The 17540-nt window shown below is 52.6% G+C and carries 10 protein-coding genes and 3 pseudogenes; 4 read left to right on the top strand and 9 right to left on the bottom strand.

What is annotated here, in order from left to right; genetic code table 11:
• Nucleotides 1–461 (bottom strand): ester cyclase (locus IC229_RS34415; protein ID WP_190893477.1); only part of this gene is annotated, 461 nt, incomplete at its 3' end.
• A gap of 358 nt (nucleotides 462–819) precedes the next feature.
• Between IC229_RS34415 and IC229_RS34410 the strand changes: the two genes are divergently transcribed.
• On the top strand, nucleotides 820–1269 hold the full coding sequence (locus tag IC229_RS34410) for a hypothetical protein (RefSeq protein ID WP_190893475.1): 450 nt from the start codon (nucleotides 820–822) through the stop codon (nucleotides 1267–1269).
• Between the two features lie 71 nt (nucleotides 1270–1340).
• Here the strand turns inward: IC229_RS34410 and IC229_RS34405 are convergent.
• Nucleotides 1341–2036, bottom strand: a pseudogene (locus IC229_RS34405) (IS3 family transposase); the annotation flags it as partial.
• A gap of 194 nt (nucleotides 2037–2230) precedes the next feature.
• Nucleotides 2231–2536: a transposase gene (locus IC229_RS34400; RefSeq protein WP_190893474.1), complete on the bottom strand. Its 306-nt coding sequence runs from the start codon at nucleotides 2534–2536 to the stop codon at nucleotides 2231–2233.
• Between the two features lie 84 nt (nucleotides 2537–2620).
• Between IC229_RS34400 and IC229_RS34395 the strand changes: the two genes are divergently transcribed.
• Nucleotides 2621–3286: an ATP-binding cassette domain-containing protein gene (locus IC229_RS34395; protein WP_190893472.1), complete on the top strand. Its 666-nt coding sequence runs from the start codon at nucleotides 2621–2623 to the stop codon at nucleotides 3284–3286.
• A gap of 230 nt (nucleotides 3287–3516) precedes the next feature.
• Entirely contained in the window at nucleotides 3517–4518 is a 1002-nt protein-coding gene (locus IC229_RS34390) for an alpha/beta hydrolase family protein (protein WP_190893470.1), read from the top strand.
• A gap of 295 nt (nucleotides 4519–4813) precedes the next feature.
• Here IC229_RS34390 and IC229_RS34385 read toward each other — a convergent pair whose 3' ends face one another.
• From IC229_RS34385 to IC229_RS36255, 6 genes and pseudogenes are all read right to left on the bottom strand, one after another.
• The gene (locus IC229_RS34385) at nucleotides 4814–5149 is read right to left on the bottom strand and encodes a LytTR family transcriptional regulator DNA-binding domain-containing protein (RefSeq protein WP_190893468.1); all 336 of its coding nucleotides are present in this window, start codon (nucleotides 5147–5149) and stop codon (nucleotides 4814–4816) included.
• Nucleotides 5150–5255: 106 nt separating this feature from the next.
• Complete coding sequence (locus IC229_RS35995) at nucleotides 5256–10091, bottom strand: putative Ig domain-containing protein (RefSeq protein WP_317171698.1); 4836 nt, start codon at nucleotides 10089–10091, stop codon at nucleotides 5256–5258.
• Between the two features lie 320 nt (nucleotides 10092–10411).
• Entirely contained in the window at nucleotides 10412–10714 is a 303-nt protein-coding gene (locus tag IC229_RS34375; RefSeq protein WP_190893465.1) for a hypothetical protein, read from the bottom strand.
• A gap of 552 nt (nucleotides 10715–11266) precedes the next feature.
• Entirely contained in the window at nucleotides 11267–14344 is a 3078-nt protein-coding gene (locus tag IC229_RS34370) for an ATP-binding protein (RefSeq protein ID WP_190893463.1), read from the bottom strand.
• A 1116-nt stretch (nucleotides 14345–15460) separates the two neighbouring features.
• Nucleotides 15461–16564, bottom strand: a pseudogene (locus IC229_RS34365) (FG-GAP-like repeat-containing protein); the annotation flags it as partial.
• 68 nt (nucleotides 16565–16632) lie between these two features.
• Nucleotides 16633–16827, bottom strand: a pseudogene (locus IC229_RS36255) (hypothetical protein); the annotation flags it as partial.
• Between IC229_RS36255 and IC229_RS34360 the strand changes: the two are divergent.
• The gene (locus IC229_RS34360) at nucleotides 16807–16986 is read left to right on the top strand and encodes a hypothetical protein (RefSeq protein WP_190893479.1); all 180 of its coding nucleotides are present in this window, start codon (nucleotides 16807–16809) and stop codon (nucleotides 16984–16986) included. The pseudogene IC229_RS36255 and the gene IC229_RS34360 sit on opposite strands and share 21 nt — an antisense overlap.
• Nucleotides 16987–17540 lie beyond the last annotated feature (554 nt).

Raw genomic sequence — 17540 nt, 5'->3', positions numbered from 1 at the left:
ACTTTCCCCTCTGAGTTTAACTTTAAAATAGCGACATCATTGGTCTTGAAGAACTTACCTGTGGCTTTCTGGCCTAGGAAATCATTCTTCCAGGTACCGCTCCATTCTCCATAAACTAGGACATCATCGCCTTCAGCTACGGCCATAAAATTGGTTCCCTTATAATCGGGAAAGGCTCTCATCAATTGCAGTAAACCAGCTCGGGCGTTCTGAATCCCTTTTTTAGGAATACTGCCTTCTCGACGGTCGATAAAATCGACAACCGTATTTTCGGCTCTGATGACTGAATCCACATTGCCTGTCTCAAATCCGTGCATTCGAGCTAGCACGATCCGTTTGTTTCGTTCCTGCTTTGACGCTTGGTCATTAGGGTCGGTAGTAGTACCGACAGAAGTAGTCTTTTCCTGTTGACAAGCCAGCGCCAATCCAATGACAAGAGCAAAAAGTAATGATCCTTTCATAAGTTTAATCTACATGTTTAACTGACTGGATAAATATAGGCTTTTGACCGGCATACTGATCCACGTTTAGAGAAAACTATGCTGGTACATAGTATTTTGCTATCGTGTTTTGGGAAAGAACGAAAATAGTCACTCGACAGAAAGTCATCAACTTTTGTGGCTTCAATCTCAGAATACCCTCCCAGGTGAGACGAGCGAGCGTTCATCTATCTGCTTCATCAATTAAGCACTTACTGAAACGCTATTAAGATTGAAATTACATCTTTTGACTAATCACTCTCTTTAACTGTGAATAATTTAAGTAAGTTTACCTCAACTAATAGCCAATTGTTGGGGTCTTAGCAAAAACTGATAAGCGATGAGAAATCATTCCAGAATTTCAGCTCCTTTATTCTTGCTTTTGGTCGCCACTGGGTGCAAAAAAAATATTGGGTTTGATGCTGGAGGGCCAATTACCCAATATTTAATAGGTAAATGGAGCTTAGAGAAAGTTGTTTCTCCAACTGGCACAAAATTAGGTTCTCAAATTGGCTATACTGAAGTGGTTGAAATTGGTAATCAGAATGGTAACTATGATAAAGTTTTTAGAAATGATACACTCCTTTTTACCGATAGGTGGTTAAACACGCCTGCACCAGAAGCTAATGCAAAAACCATGACGATAACCGTCTTCTACTTTAGTCATGGAAAGCGATTATTTAAGCACACAGGAGCTGGCGAACATCGAATGATAGAAGCTTCGGCCTATCTTCCTATGAATAATGCGCAACCAGATACAATACGATACTTCTATCAGCTGATACGTTAGTCCTAATTAGGGCATTCACTAGTTTATGTCAATCTCAGGAAATGTGGGGTGGTCCGGTTTAGCGGGACAGTTTAGTGCTTCGTTTTTGACAAATTTAGATAATACTCGTTTTCAAACTGTTCTGGGCTTCGGTAGCCCAACGATGAGTGTTTTCGTTTACGGTTATAGTAACATTCAATATACTCAAATAACTCGGTTCGGGCATCGGCTAGATTCTGAAATAAGCCGTCTTGAATCAATTCAGCTTTCAGCCTCGACCAGCAGGACTCCATAAAAGCGTTGTCATATGGATCATCAGGACGGCTCATACTTTGCCGTAATTTATTGTCATTCAGGGTCAGACGAAAGCCCTTGTCGATGTATTGACCGCCCCGATCCGAATGAACAATAGCTTGTTCCTGAATCGAATAAGCCACTAACGCCTTTTTTAGGGCCTTATGCACCAACGAAGCCTCCATATGTTTTTCTAGCTGCCAACCTTTGATGCGTCGGCTAAACAAATCCATCCAGGCAGCCAAATAAGCCCATTCTCCCCCAGCTAAGGCAATGTAGGTGATGTCACCCACTAAAACCAGACCTGGAGCCGTTGGTAGTGGAGCGTCCAGCAACAAGTTAGGACTGAAAGGTCCATTATGGCGGCTATCAGTAGTGCGCGGTACAAAGCTTCGCGGTTGAATGGCCTGTAGGCCTTCTTTTCGCATAAGCTGTCGAACTTGAAAGCGGCCGACCTGATAACCTTGATCCCGAAGTTCTTCCACTAACCGGCGACTACCGTATCGTCAGTAATGGTCGCGGAAACTGGCTTGAATCGTCTCCGCTAATTTCTTCTTCTCATCAGTCGGCTGATAGGTCTCTCCAGTTTGATACCTATAAAACCCACTTCGGCTGACATTCAACACATTGCATAAGATCTGAATAGGGTGCTCAGTGGCGTATCGATTGATGAATTGATAAATCAATCTCAAGTCTGTCGGCTGAAAATGGCTAAGGCTTTTTTTAAAATTTCCCGCTCCTCTTCGCTCTGCCGCAATTGATGCCGCAATCGCTCATTTTCGATGGCTAGTGGACTATCTACCTTTTCTTTCCCCTTTGTCCCTGACGATTCTTGTCGGCTACGCCAGCGATAGAGTAAGTTCTCGCCCAAACCTAGCGCTTGAGCAACCTGGAGTACACTACGTCCATTGGCGATCATACGTAGGGCTTCAGTCTTGAAGTCCTGGTCATACTTTCGGCGGGAAGCCGATTTGGTGTTTTTTTGTTCTTTCACGACTCTGCGAAGTTAAGCACTCGCAGTGTCCCGATTTATTAGACCATCCCACGATACTACTGGGAGCCTTTCTACTGAGCTGATATGCACTTAGCCATCGACAAACTCCAGAAAAGTTTCGGCAAGCGAGCCATTCTCAACCTGGAGAATCTAGAGCTAGCAACAGGGGAAACGGTCGGTATTTTTGGCCGAAATGGATCAGGCAAATCCACCTTGATGAAGATTCTGTTTGGCACCATGAAGGCAACTGCCAGCTCACTCTATCTGGATACGCGGCCCTTCAATCCCGCCACCAATATTGCTCGAAAGTTCATCGCTTATCTTCCCCAGCATAGCTTCTTACCGAGTGGCCTCAAAGTCAGGGATATTATTCCCCTGATGATTCCTGATGGGGAAACTCAAAATCGGGTGTTTTATTCGCCGGGGGTGGCCTCCTTTGACAATCAGCGGATTGGTTCGCTTTCCATGGGTCAACTAAAATACCTCGAGTTTCTTTTAGTCGCTTATCTAGATCACCCTTTCTTGATGCTGGATGAACCTTTTTCCATGATCGATCCCCTTTATCACCCGATCATCAAGGACATCATTGGCTCATTAGGGGCTAGCAAGGGTATTTTTGTAACCGACCATTATTACGAAAACGTCTGGGCGGTAACGAATCGGAACTATATCTTGGTTGATGGGTTACTATTTCCCATCGAGACAAAAGAAGAATTGACTAAACATGGTTATTTGCCTAGTCGAAGATGATTCAACGGTTACCTATCAAATCGCAGCAGGCACGACCTTTTGGGCACAAATGTTAAATCACTCCTTCGTCTCAGCTTGGAGGGGTTGAAGAGAATAACCGGCGTATGGTATAAACTCCTTTGAAGGATTCAGCGGGTAAGATAACTCAGCCTTTCACCCGTTAACAACATTTAACTTTGACTCTTTGACTTATCCCTGCACCTTTACCAACACGATAAAACCTCCTCAAATTGAAACGGTTTCTACTCTCAGCTTTGATTACCATCGTTTTATCCTGTACTAAAAAGGACGTCCAGCCTCAGGCTGACAAGCAGGTATTATTTGCGGCTCCTCAACAAGCAGAACTTGCTCAGATTAGTAGGGACTGGCAAAAAAGAGAGTTAGTACCCACCAACTACCAGCTCGTTCAAGAGAGTAAACTCCTGAATAGAAAATTTACCCTCAAACTGGTGGCTTATGTGGTGGCCGGTATTAAGCAATATGGCGCTTTACTCATTCCTCAAGGAGCTAACCGCCTGCCCGTTCGGCTATTGATCAATGGATTCGGGTTGGGTATAACGACCAATTCAGTTTCCCTCACCGTCGATAGCGCCTTGGCCAAGACGCCTTTTATATTAGCCATTCCAGCTCTGAGGGGCCAATCAGTAGCCCTTACCGTAAACGGCACCCTTTATGCATCCCCTGTTTCGGAGGGCGACCAATGCGATGCCTTTGATGGGGCTACCGATGATACCATCGCGTTTCTGAACTTGATTCAACAAACCGAAACAAGCGCAGATGTTAACAGAACGGCTGTACGAGGAGGTAGCCGGGGCGGCACGGTAGCGCTCTTAGCGGGCATACGCGATAAACGGGTAAAACGGGTCGTGGGCGTGGTCTGCCCCACGGATTTAGTAACGCTCACGGCTCAACATGAAAATGACCCAACCTACCAGTGCCAATTTTTAAATGCGCTCAAAACTAACTCCGCTAGTTTAGCGGCCTGTCGAAGCAAATTAATTGCATCCAGCCCGCTTTATTTCGCCCAGCACTTACCCTTAACCCAATTGCATATGGGTTTAAATGACCCCATCGTTCCCATCAGTCAGGGCCGTGAGTTGGAACAGAAAATGGCTCAGCTTCAACTGAACTCAACGTTTACACTCTATAGCTATCCTAAAACACATACCGATATTGCCACCGATAACTCAGCCTTAGCTGAGCGCATTGACGATTTCTTATCCAAGCTATAAAAACGGGCGAGTGGGTTAGTTGATTTCAAACGGGCTTAGAAGAAAGTAAACCAGTTTTAATAGGAAACCTCTCTTAGGTTCTTCCAGGCTCATTTCTGAATGGCTCCAGCATTTAATTTTCAATCTCCTGAAACGCCCCAATTTTGACGCAGATTCATGATACTTCCTTCGTCTCACATGGGAAGGATTTGTGAGTTTAGAGTTGTTACATTTCTAGACAAATGTTACTTATTTTCCTGTCCAGTAAAAGGTAGCAAGTCCAGTTGCAAGTCCAGATAACCAGCCCTAGCCCAAACTAGACCCCTAGCTCGCGTAAAAGCTGCTTGACCTCCCGGACGCGCCGACGAGGAATAACCACCTCCTGCTGACGACCGCTGCCGCCCAACTCCACTACCAGTTGTCGAGCCTCGTTCCTGTGCCAGCTCACAATCAGACCAGGTGCCACCGCCCTGTGTTTACTCAGCCGGATCAAATAGGGAAACCGTTGGCAGATCGTTCCCAGGGTGATAGCCGACAGGTAGTAGCCCCCATTATGAAAATATACATGGGTATAGTTGCCTTCAGCCAGCGTCCAGCTCACCTGGGGCGGACTATGAGGATGGTGGGGTCTTAAGTAGGGCGTTGGTTTCATACCGAAAACTGGAGCAGGGTAAATAGATGATTTTAGGGCTTCATAGGGGTAGATGGGGGTAGTAGCTGTACAAGGCGCATACAGCTACTACCCCTACCGTCAGGCGCTAGTTCCCCCCCAGCTTGAGCCGACTGCTGGCCCCAAACACCAACCGGCCGGTGACACTGTAGATCACTCGCAAGGCCTGTGCCTGATACGTAGGCGGCAGACCCACGGCATGATTCAGTCTCACTACGTCAGTTATCAATGGCACCCGGCCACAAGACCATACGCTGGCATCGTTCCAATCGCCTGCTTTCAGGGTGAACATGCTGCCGCAGCCACCTGGGTTCACTACACTAAAGGGAAGAATCGTCGAGACTGACCCACCTGCCGGATCGGAAGCCGTTACCGTCACACTGTAGAACGCAGTGGCACTACCTGAAGCGATGCCTGTAATCAGGTTAGGAGCCATAAAACTTAGACCAGCGGGTAAGCCGACAACTGATAGCGTCAGGCTACCCGGTGTCTCGGCGTCAGTAAAGGTGTTGGCGGGAATGGTGTAGCTGAAAGCCTGTCCTACCGTAGCCGATTGAGGAGCAAGGGCATTCTCCACTCTGGGATTTCCATTGGCACAATACGCCAGCCAGTTGTAGGCAACTGTAGCCTCACCTGAGGTACCCTGCTGATTGGCCTTGAAGACAATCACCGGGTTATCCGTAAACAGGTTCAACTGATAGGGCTCATTGATAGCTACTGTTCTGGTCTCATTGACCACTGAGAGGCTGATGGGCTGACCATTAGTGCCCTCGAAGCTGACGGTGAAGTTAATGCGCCGCTCGAAGTAGCTGATGTGGTTACAGTCCAGCATGGTCACTCCGGTGATGGCAAAGCCGCGAGGCTGTACATTCAGCAAAAAGCTGGTGCTGGCTGTAAGCCCCTCCGGATCAGTAGCCGCTACCGTCACGCCAAAGGGCGTGCCTACGGTCGTGGAAGGTGTACCCGTAATGAGGTTGGGGGACACGAAGCTAAGTCCAGCAGGTAGCCCCACCACTGCCAGGGTAAGACTATTAGGCGTCTCGGGGTCAGTGAATGTAGTGGCCGGGATGGTATAGCTGAAGGCATTGCCTACCGTGGCCGATTGGGGCGGGATCGTATTGGCAACAGTCGGGGCGCAGTTTTGATAGGTGACAGCGGCATTGGCCGTCGAGGTACAGCCATTAGTGGCTGTCAGGGTAACGGAGTATGTACTCGCCACGCTCACCGATATGCTGGCTGTAGTTTCTCCCGTACTCCAGTGGTAGCTCCCGTTTCCGCTGGCACTCAGACTCACTGTTGGGCTTCTACAGGACAGCGTCGCGCTACCGGGGTTAATGCGGGCCGTAGGCGGAGCGGTATCTTGATCCACCTGCCGAGTAGCTACCGCTGTGCACCCATTAGCTCCTGTTAACGTGACTGAGTAGGGGCCTCCTGCCGTCACGCTGATACTGGGAGTAATTTCTCCCGTACTCCAGCGAAAGATGCCCGCACCCACTGCCGACAAACTCACCACCGAATTATTACAGGTGATCGTGGCCAAAGTCGGAGTGATGCTCAACGATGGAGGAACCGTGGTCTGACTCACCGTTTGGCTGGTAGTACTGGCGCAGCCACTGGCATTGGTGACGGTGACCGAGTAAAGCCTACCTGCATTCACCAGCGCCGTGCCTGAGTTTGGGCTCTGGGTGAGGATTCCAGAACCGCTGAAGACGTAAAACGTACCACCCCCAGCGGTTAGGGTCACGCTGGTCTGAGCGCAGGTGATCGTACCGCTAGCTACCAAGGCAGGAGTGGGCGTTGGGTTCACCGAGACGGTCTGACTTGTGGTGGCCGAGCAACCGTTGACATTGATATAACTGTAGACTACCGTATGCTGGCCCACCGACAAACTACTGGGTGAAAAGGTCAGGGCAGTCGTTCCGTCAACGGTGAACACCCCCCCGGAAGGCGACCCGCTTAACGAAACGGGGGCCGCATCCTGGCAATAGCTGGCCTTTAACCCGTCAATCGTAGGGGTAGGCAGGGCGTTGACCGTCAGGCTGACGCTGGTAGTAGCCCTACAGCTGGGACTGCCGTTGCCCACCGTCACCGAGTAGAGCCCGCTGCTGGTGGCCGTCAGGCTCGGCGTTTGTGTGGTGGCCGTAAAGCCCCCAGGCCCATTCCATTGATAGGAGGTACCAGTGGTAACGCTCAGGCTAACGGGGCTCTCCGCGCAGACGGGGTTGGGACTGGCCTTGGCCAGGGGTAGAAAAGAGTCACTGCCCGCCCCGCTGTTGCAAAAAGCCGCAAAGTTACCCCCGCCGGGCAAATTAGAGTTACTAGCGAAACTTACAGTTTTTCCACACAAAGCGGTATAACTGGCCGGAAAGCAGCCGCTTAACTGATTGTTATTCAAAAGAAGACCTTGCAGGTTGGTCAAAGCTGACACACTGGCCGGTAGGGGTCCGCTGAGTCCACTGTGATTGAGAAACAGTGCCTGGAGCTGGCTCAACTGGCCCAGGCTGGTAGGGAGGGTGCCTCCTAGGGTGGTTTGGCTCAGGTTAAGGATTCGCAGGGCTGTCAGGTTACCAATGCCGGAGGGAATGCCGCCGGTCAGCCCGCTGTTATTGCCGATTTCCAGAAGGGTTAGCCCGCTCAACCCACTTAGACTAGCTGGAATGGTGCCGACCAGGTTATTGTTCAGCAAGCTCAATTCGGTTACCTGACCATTGGTGCAGGTGACCCCATACCAGCCGCAGGGCGAGCAGCCGGTGAGCCAGCCGGTCTTGTTGGTCCACCCCGCCCCGCCCGTCGCGTTGTAGAGATCAACCAGGGGCTGATAGTCGGGGCCAAAGGGATTCACTGTCAGACTAAAGACCGTGGATGTAACACTGTTGCAAGCATTGGTGATCACCACCGAGTAACTGCCCGCCTGAGCGGTCGTAACGCCCGGCAGCGTCAAGGTAGCGTTTTGCTGGGCGGTTCCTAGTGAGACGCCATCTTTGTACCACTGGTAGGTGGGACTAGCCCCACTCACTGAAACGGTAGCCGTAACGGTGGCTCCCTGGCAGACGGCTGTACCCCTGGGTGGTTGCTGAGTGATGCCTAGGATGGCGGAGGTACCCTGATACTCATAAGCCCCCATATCGATAATTCCGCTATTGAATCGCCGGGGATTTCCCACTAGATCGGTTGAGCCAGTGTTGACTGAATTATCACCCACATTGATCAGTGGGGAGCAGGCCTTGAGTTGCAGGTTGCCGTTAGGGGCATCGGCAAACAAGGGGTTTATTGACCGGTTGCCATCGCCCGCTTGAACACCATCCTGGGAATCGGTATAGCGGTAGGTGGGATTGGCGTCATCCTCATTACGAACTGCAGGTGCCTGGTTACCCCACAGAATGCAGTTGGTAAGTGTAGGGCTTGTCGTGCCGTAACGCCCATAATTATACATCGCTCCCCCCTGACGACCAGCAGAATTTCCACTAAAACTACAGTTAATGAGTGAGGGATTTGCATTATCGCTAAACCCATAATTATACATCGCTCCCCCTTGATTGCCAGCAGAATTTCCGCTAAAACTACAGTTGGTAATCGTGGGACTACAGCGACCATTAAACAACGCTCCTCCTTGACTGCCAGCAGAATTTCCACTAAAACTACAACTAGCCAGATTGCCTGTTGCGACGCCGACGACATACAAGCCGGCTCCATCATCTTTCGCAGTGTTTTGGCTAAAAAAGCAATTGGTTAGGTTAACAGACCCCTCAATGATAAGGGCCCCACCCCCATCTTTGGCCGCGTTGTTGATGAACTGCACCGACCGCAGGCTAATTGACGCATTGTTGGCAAACAGGCCTCCCCCACCGGACGTACCAAATTGATTACCTAGTGGCCGGGCATTACCCTGAGTAATCACCAGGCCATCCAGCACCACACCCGTGCTAAAGGTCTGCACTACTTTGTAAGTGTTATTTGCCAGCGTATTGTCACTATCAATATCCCCCGAGAAGGTCGTCGAAGAGGGATTGGTGGTCCGTGTGGTAGTACCCACCGTGTACCCTCCATAAACCTGTATTCCAGAAGTAATCGAGAAGCTGATGGTACGATCCGTAGTGGTGGTCGGTTTATAAAGTCCTGCTCCCACCAGAAAGGTGATGCTGCTGCAAGCAGTAGCCAGCGCCCCCTGCAAAGCCGTTCCCGAGAGGGCATTGCTCCAGTCAGCGCCGGTCTGCAAACCCGTTCCATTCTGAGTGACATACACCACCGAATTACACGGCAGCGGGTTTACACGGACGACCACGCTACTCACCGAGGAACAGCTTCCAGAAGTGGCCGTTACCGTAAAGGGACCCGCTACACTGACCGATATACTGGCCGTGCTTTGCCCAGTGGACCAACTGTAGGAGTTAGCTCCCGAAGCAGTCAACTGAATAGTTTGCCCCTGGGTAATAGTGAGTGAGGGATTAGCGGTGATGCTCACCGTGGGCGGGGGACTACTACTAACAACAGCTGTGCCGTTCATCGGCACAGGTCCAGCTGAACCAGAGGCTCGCACGGTGTAGGTGCCCGGTATGGTCTGGTTGCCAAAACTGATGGGGGCTCCTGTTCCAGGTACCGTATATTCCGGTAATAGTACATTATCACGATAGAGTTGATACGTAATGGAATTCTCAGAGCCTGACAGCCCCACATTAACACCGGCAGCTCCGCGGCAATAACTGCCTCCACCAGTCACTGTAAACTGGGTGGGCGAAAATACGCGCGGTGTAAACACGACCCTGGCGGTCTGGTCAATAGTCACACCATCTGCAATGGCGCTGTAAGTTACTGTGGTCGCTTGATTCGACGTGACCGAGAAGCTGATCTTACCCTGAGCGTTTGTATTATTGAACCTTCCTCCGCCGGTGTAGGGGTCGGAACTGACTGTAACTGGTACATTCACAACGGGGGCTCCCTGATCATCCCTTACCGTGACAGTAACAAGGACGAATAAATTAACCTCCTGTGTGGACGGGTTGGCTGTAACACTGGATTCACTAGCGGATACTTGAGCATGGAGGCGGTTAATGAGCCCTGTCACTAACGTCAGACAGCATAACAAAAGAAAAATGTGTTTCATGGGCATGAGTAGGCTTTAGTATAACTGAATATGTCCTATCTAGAGTAATCGATGCAGGTAATGAATAACCCGGCCTAGGAGCATCGCAGGTGGTCCTGGAGAGCCAGATCAATTTTCTTTGAGCGCCCATTGACAAGAGTTGACTAAAGGATGGTGATACTGCCGTTCTGTAGCCAGCCGCAGCGGCTGGCCTTACCTCCACTACTGGTGCTACTGGTAGGCAGGGGACAGGTAACCACGTGCGGATTAGCTGCTGTAGCTGATGCGTCCGCATTGGCATCCAGGATGGCCGGTCGAAGGGAGCCCGCCCCGGCGTTGGCCGTGGTGGTGACGGGATAGGTAGTCGCCTGAGTGCTGAAAGCCAGCAGCCCAGAGCTTAGCAGGAGCCCCGCCAGGCGGGAAGCGGGATGCTGTAAAACAGAACGGAGGGTTAAAAGTCTTTTCATACGAAGTTTAGAGTAAGCAGTGAATCATTGATGAACAGAATCGGGGTAGGGGTCTCGCTAAGGTACTGCCCCCCAGCCGTGGGAGAAGCGAAACCAACTAGCTATACATGACCAACTAGCTAAACATGCGAAAGGGGGTAATCTTGTCCGCACCGGCGTTTGGTGTATAGGCTGAGAATCGGGTTAAACTCGAACGGGGTTACTTGTATTGGGGCTGGCTAACTCATTGGACCCAGTCAACTGGATCGGGTCCTGAGCTTAACGTATCCGCGCCCACGAATGGTCGTTTGCAGGCCGGTCAGTAGACATTCCTGGTCAGGGGGCTGACCCAATGACGACAGACTTGCCAGCGCATGGCCGCCCGGGGGCGTCGAGCACTACCGGGGTGTAGGGCTGTCAGACCTGAGCCGACCCTGGATCGTCCACAAACTTCGGTCATCGGACCGGCTTGCTCTGTCACTCCTGTCACATCGACTATAAATCCTGTCGCATCCCCCCAAAAAAATAGCCCACTTCCGGGCTATTTGGCGACAAAAAGAAGGATGGGGCGGGTTAGTTCGGACGGGCGGAGTAATCCGATGGGGGCAACCCATATAACTCCCGGAAGCACTTGGTAAAATAAGACGGGCTCTCGAAGCCCACCAGATACCCCGTTTCGGCGATGGGACGCCCCAGGCGCAGGTACTCACTGGCTCGATTGAGCCGGTAATTCCGGATAACTTCATTGACCGACAAATCGGTGAGCGCCTTCAGTTTGCGGTAAAGATGCCCCCGGCTCATGCCGACCTGGATAGCCAGCTCCTCCGCCCCGAAGCTCGAATCGTCGAGCTTGCTATCCAGTATCCGGTAGATCTGCTCCATAAAGGGGTCAGGCTCCCCTTCAATGCCGGGTTCCTGGGCGGGTCCGGGCAGCGTGTTGAGCTGGGTTTTTAGTCGGTCACGCTGGCGTTGTTGCCTCTCCAGCCGATTACGCACCCGTAATTGCAGTTCGCTCACCAGAAAGGGCTTCGTCAGGTAATCGTCGGCCCCCAGGCTTAAGCCCTGGAGTAGGCTATCGACGGCCGCTTTGGCCGTTAGCAGCACAATGGGGATGTGGTTGGTCCGCTGGTCAGTTTTCAGTCGCCGGGTCATCTCGAACCCATCCATCAGCGGCATCAGCACGTCCGAGAGGATCAAATCAGGCACCAGCGCCAACGCCTGCTCTATCCCATCGGCGCCGTTGGCAGCCCGGTACGTTTGGTACAACGGGGGGAGGCTTCGGAGGATAAAATCCGCCAACTCGTCATTATCCTCCACCAGTAGCACAACGGGCTGGCTGTCGGCTCGGTCAGTGGGCAGGGGCTGGTTCTCGTAATCGGCACGAGCGCTCAGCGACTCGGCAGCAGTCGGTGGCGGGGCAGGCATCGCTGGTGCATCGGGGCTGGTAGCTGGCGGAACCGATCGATAGGGTAACTGCACCACAAACGTAGTGCCGGTACCGACCGCACTGCGTACCTCGATCTGCCCCCCCTGGATAACCACCAGCTCATGCACCAGCGACAGGCCGATACCCGTACCCTCGGATTGTTTCGTACTCGAATCATCAACCTGAAAGAAACGGTCAAAGATATGGGGTACCTGATCGGCAGCGATGCCGATACCCGTGTCGGCGACGCTGATCTGCACCCCGGAATCCATCGCCCGTAGAGCCACCTGCACGCTGCCCCCGGCGGGCGTAAATTTGAGGGCATTGGCGACCAAATTGTAGACGATACGTTCCAGTTTGTTTTGATCAAACCAGTAGTCCCCGGGTAGCTCATGCTGGTAGCGCAGGGTAATCTGTTTGGCTTCGGCCTGCCCTTGAAATGACTGCAGGATTCCCCCGACCACTGGCCCCGGCTCCCCCCTGGACTCATTGACCGCCATGGCCTTCGATTCAAGCCTGGACAGATCCAGCAATTGGTTAATTAACTCCAGCAGCTGATAGGCATTTTTTTCAATGGACCGCAGGGCCCGCTGGGCGTCCGGCTGGGGATAGGCCTGCTGTAATTGCTGCGTGGGGGCCAGAATGAGCGTCAGAGGGGTTCGGAACTCGTGTGTAATGTTGGCAAAGAATCGTGTTTTCAGCTCATCAACCTGGCGCAAGGTCGCGGCTTCGAATTCCCGACGGGTCAGTTGCTGGCGAAGTTGCTGGCGTCGGTGCCAGCTCTGAAAGGCCCAATAGGCCAATCCGCCACTCATCAGCAGGATCAGCGCCCAAAACCAGGCTTTTTTCCAGACCGGCGCGTTCACCTCGATTGTCAGGGTAGCCATAGCCTCCGACCAAACACCGGCAGCAGCCCGCTGATTGACCTGTAGGCGGTAGCTACCGGGGGAGAGGTCGTAGCCAACCGTTACGTCAACGCCCGTCACGACTTGCCAGGGCTGGCCAGTACCCAACAGCCGGTAGCGAAACCGGGCGGGTTGGGGAGTAACCCGGGGGGCAAATCGCAGGGTAAGCGAATCCGCATCCCAGACCCTTAGCGTGGGGTGGCCTAGCGAATCCCGCTCCAGTCGCTGGTCAGTCGTCGAGGTTTCGAGTCGAATGCCGTCAATGAACACATCGAGTAGATTCAGGGCCGGGACAGCCCGCACCTGATTTAAATCGTATTCGCACAGACTCGCCCCCCAGCTGATCCAGAGCCGATTGGTTCCCCGGGCCTGCGAGGTATGAATCGACTGGATGGGGTGCATGGGCGAGTTAAATTCTACCCGTTGCATTTGCCCCTGAGGGCGGTAGCGGAACACCCCGTTATGGGTTAGAAAGTACGTATTCCCCTGGCTGTCGAGGTGAAAATCAAAAATTTCCTGCACCGAAAACACGTGGGTGGAGGGAATCAGGCTTACCCGGCCAACTGCTCCGGTTGCCGGGGTAATGAGGTTGATTTGATTGTCTAAACCCACCACGATTGTTCCGTCGGGACGGGCTTTAATACCTAATGTATAAAACTCGCTCAGCGACTGGGCGGGATAGAGCGCATTAAACCCGTAATAGGCGGATTGGCGGGTAGCCGGATCATAGTTGTAGACGCCCTGCACGGTGGTAAACCAGATGAGGCCCCGACGATCCTGGGTAATCCAGCGGACGTGTAATTTTTCGGTAATGACGTGATCGACAGCATAGGTCCTGGGATTTACCCGCAACAAGCCCCGGCCCCGCAGTCCGACCCAGAGAAAGCCTTCCGCGTCGACATAGACGTAGTTACAGCCGATTTCGGCCAGGTACTGCTTGACTAGTGGAGTCGAATCGGGCAAGCGGACCATGCGGTTGGCTTGCCGATCAATGTAGGTGAGGGTATTGCCCGTCTTGGGTTTACACCAGATCCGACCATCGGGCGAGGGCATGACATCATAGTAAAAGTCACCCTGTGGAAGATCCGGATCATGATAAGTCTGGAACCGTCGCCCATCAAAACTAGTGACTCCATTGGCGGTAGCCAACCAGATCGTACCCGTGGCATCCTCGGCCATACCATTGGTGAGGGGATCCAGCGTAGGCGGCTTGGCAATTTGGCGAATCAAGCGGGGCATGACTTGTTGGGCCTGAAGGGGATATTGGCCCAGGCCCATCAGCAGCAACAGAGCCACCACGATCGGGTTGATTCGACTCATCGCTTTGTTCTGATCGTTGCCTCCAGATCAAGAACTAGCCTGTCAACGCTGGCGAAGGAGCCAAAAAGAGACTTTCTATCGACTGCTGGAGAGACCTTGAAATAGGGTTCTCTGTAATCATATCGGCCATCTCGAAGGGTGATCTGGCCGGATGGCTGAAAATCGGGCTGATGGGGGATGGGAGAAGCCATCAAGGCCAGCCAACTTGACGGCCGATCCCAAATCAGATCGGCACAAGCACGTTGCTGATTGAAACGAAAGGGCCCGCGGAACGAAATGAGGAATCCATTCGAGCGGCAACTGTGTATTTTATTGGCTAGGTGAGCCAATAACCAGGTTTGTTCCATTGAATAGCCGGAAAAAATTTACCAGAAAGTAACTAGTTACTGGTGAATAATCAACTCGTCCACCTGATTTGTTTAATAAAACCAAAAAGGCATTGCCTGATGATGGGGGAAATTTTACCTCTTCAGCTGCTCAAGTTTGTGACTGTCAGCGAGCTTCTACAGGGTAGTTTTGATAAGCTGACCGAGCGTTAAGTTAGGGGAATCACAAATAGAGCGAAAACCGGACAACCCTGTCTAGCGGAAGTAGCTGGTTTAACGAAACTTCTGGCGTAGATAACTGATTCCAGTTAACAAGATCGATGCTGCCCGTGTAGCGTGGACGAAAGACAAGTGCTTTTGGGGTAGATTCTGCAAGTAACCAAGCCGGATACGATACCTAAGAACCCTCTCAACTCCCACCACCGCCGGGGTTTAGCCTATCCATTCACCGGTTTTGTCAAAGTACACCCCTACCAACGCTTTGTTTCAAGCGCTCAGTTGAGGCCTTTAAACGGCACTCATCGTCGGGGTTTGATCAGGTTACGAGGATGCTTCTAACAGCAAAATAGACCAGAGCCACACTTGACAATTAACGCCAATGGTTCCTAGTTGAGAGGAAGCAGATGTAGAATACCTTTTTCGTCTCACGTAGGAGCGTTATTATGAGACAATAGCTCGTTTCGGTTGGCTGCCAGGAGTAACCAAATAGCCTACCACTGAACTGATGACCGACCCTCAAAACCTGAGATATACCCGCTCGATAAGCCGAGGGCTCAGCTCTTCAGATGAGCTAATTACCGCCTAGTCTCAACCCACTACCCCCACCAAACGTCAATCGACCCGTGGTACTATAGATCACCCACAAGGCTTGCCCCTGGTAAGTGGCCGGTAAACTCACCGCATGATGCAAGGTTACTGTATCCCAGATCAGCGGCACTCGCCCACACGACCACACACTCCCATCGGTCCACTCGCCCGCCTTCACACTGTACAGGCTCGGCACCGTCACAGAGGTGGTGGCGGTGGCCACTTGTCCCTGGCTGCTGACCGTCAGGGTGAAGGTTTGTACCCCCGAGCCGGTGACTGTCAGGCTCTGGCTAAAGGCCGAGGTGGTGGCCGTGCCGCTGAGGGGGGCGCTGCCGTTAGAAAGGGTGTAGCTGTAGCTGCCACTGAAGTTACTCACGCTGGCTGTCACCGCCAGGAGTTGACCCGCACAGACAGGAGTAGGACTGGCCAATAAATTAGTGAGGGTGAGGACAAGGGGACCATTGAGCCGTACACTTCCGGTGGAGCTCCGCGAATTAGCGGTCACAAAGTCCAGATCTCCGTCCCCATCCACATCCCCCAACGCCACGCTATAGGGTAGATCCCCTACCGCAGGGTCCGGGTTAGTGGCCGGAGCGGTGAAGTTACCCGACCCATTATTGAGCCGTACACTGACGGTGGAGCTGCTAAAATTAGCGGTTACAAAGTCCAGATCCCCGTCTCCATCCACATCCCCCAACGCCACGCTATAGGGTGTACTCCCTACCCCCGGCTTAGGGTTAGTAGCCGGTGGGGTGAAGTTGCCCGACCCGTCGTTGAGCCGTACACTCACGGTGGCGTTGCTCGCATTAGCGGTCAGCAAGTCCAGATCCCCGTCCCCATCCACATCCCCCAACGCCACGCTATAGGGTTGAAGCTCTACCGCAGGGTTAGGGTTAATGGCCGGAGCGGTGAAGTTGCCCGACCCATTATTGAGCCGCACACTGACGGTGGAGTTGCCAAAATTAGCCGTGAGCAAGTCCAGATCCCCATCCCCGTCCACATCCCCCAACGCCACACTAAAAGGACCACTGCCCACCCCAGGGTCCGGGTTAGTGGCCGGTGGGGTGAAGTTGCCCCGTCCGCCCCCCCCACCCCGGTGGTGAACTGGTGGACCTGACCCCGGCTCAGCCGAGCACCCGTGGTGCTCTGGATGGCCGTCGTGCTGGTGACAAACACGGTCTCCCCCGGCTTGAAATCTAAAGTTGGGTTAAAGGTGAGTGTGCTGCCGCTCACGCTGGCGCTGCCTCCCTGCCCACTGCGCAGCAGGCCACCCCGCTGGGCACTGAACATCCGCAGGCCGCTCAGGCTGGCGGCATTGGTGCTTAACGATTGACTGAAGGTCAGGGCCACGTTGGTCGTTGGGAGCGCCGAGCGGGCATTGCGAACGGGATTACGCCCGGTGAGGGTCAGACTCTGGCCACAGGCAAGCTGGACCAGCGGGCACAGGGCCAGCAGCACTCCCAGTCGGAAGTAGGCATGTTTCATCAGCGTAGATTAATTAGATTATAGGATGATGTATGGCCCAGCCGGCTGGATTACCGCAGGCCATTGGCCACTACCAGCCCAAGCGGCCAGCCCGGTATTTGCCGGCTATGACCCAGGCAAAGGTAGGGGATGAACACCCTTGCCGACGATAACAAATGATTCAAATGCGATAACAAATGGTTCATCTTGAGCCCCAATACCCAAAAAACGGGGCAAGGCCGTTTCAGTAGTTTTCGGTGAAACCCTGGCGGTTACGCACCGGGAAGGTATGCCGATGGGCAGCTCAATAGCTAGCTAGTGGCTATGGAATTGATGGAACCGCGGTGGTCGGTCGGAATCTACACCACCTGTGAGGGAGCAATGGAGTGCTAGTAAACCCAGGCTTTGGCCAGCCTGTGGTATATGGAAATGAGGACTTCACGTTACATGTTGAGCGCCAAAGTCGGACTCGTTTACCCTCTCTTTTTTCGCCCCATTTATGAACAAGAGAATTGGCGTCGTCTTACGTAGGAGCATTTTTTGAGAATCTATGATATTTTAATATCTGTCAAACTCTACGAGTGCCTATGCAATGTTAA

This window comes from Spirosoma profusum (assembly GCF_014699005.1).
Taxonomy (GTDB): domain Bacteria; phylum Bacteroidota; class Bacteroidia; order Cytophagales; family Spirosomataceae; genus Spirosoma; species Spirosoma profusum.
Note: the sequence above shows the minus strand (reverse complement) of the source record. Positions and strands in the feature narration are given on the sequence as shown.